The organism is Oleiphilus sp. HI0123, assembly GCF_001635315.1.
Window position 1 is genome coordinate 1 of record NZ_LWGE01001738.1, and the last position, 741, is coordinate 741.

General features: G+C 46.6%; 1 protein-coding gene. It reads right to left on the bottom strand.

The window, feature by feature from the left end:
* Window positions 1-205: 205 nt before the first annotated feature.
* On the bottom strand, window positions 206-741 hold a 536-nt coding region (locus A3761_RS23475), incomplete at its 5' end, for a fumarylacetoacetate hydrolase family protein (protein ID WP_068751012.1).

The window sequence follows — 741 nt, forward strand, 5'->3', positions numbered from 1 at the left end:
CACGATTCAAACTCGAAAAAGTGTAACGAATAAAATCAGCTATCGTCTGCAAATTTGACTCACTACTTGATGCACTGCTAGCAAGTTCAGAAGAACGGGTTTGAGTCTGAGGCACGCGGGCTAATTCCTAATATCGAAAAAGCCCGCAATTATATAGAGAATCGGCAGCTGGGGGAATGGGAGACACCGAAGTCAGCAGCTAAATTTAGATTGCCTTAGTATCAAAAGCTAAATTCTTGCCAAACTTTAGCGACAACTGATCCCCTTTGTGTAGCTGCCCCACCCCCTTCGGCGTTCCGGTAAGAACAACGTCACCTGGGTTGAGCGTGAAAAAGGTACTCATATGCGCAATAAGTGGCGCGATCGGGTTCAACATATCGCTACTCTTACCATGCTGTCGCAACTCTCCATTGATACTCAAGGTAAACTCAAGCTGGTTTAAGGCTGTACAGTTCCCTAACGGAACAAATTCACTGAGCGGGCAAGCACCATCAAAGCTTTTGGCGACTTCCCAAGGGTGGGATTTTTCTTTCAACTTTGACTGCAGCTCACGCCGCGTTAGATCAAGCGCCAAACCTAAGCCTTCAATTCCTTGCTCCGCTTGTTCGGCATTTGCATTAGATAGCGTCTCTCCGATCAATACGGCAATCTCTGCCTCATAGTGGCAATCTGTGTCTGGAATAGTGAAAGGTTCACTTAAAGAGACGACAGCCGACCCTGGTTTAATAAACAGAATCGGCT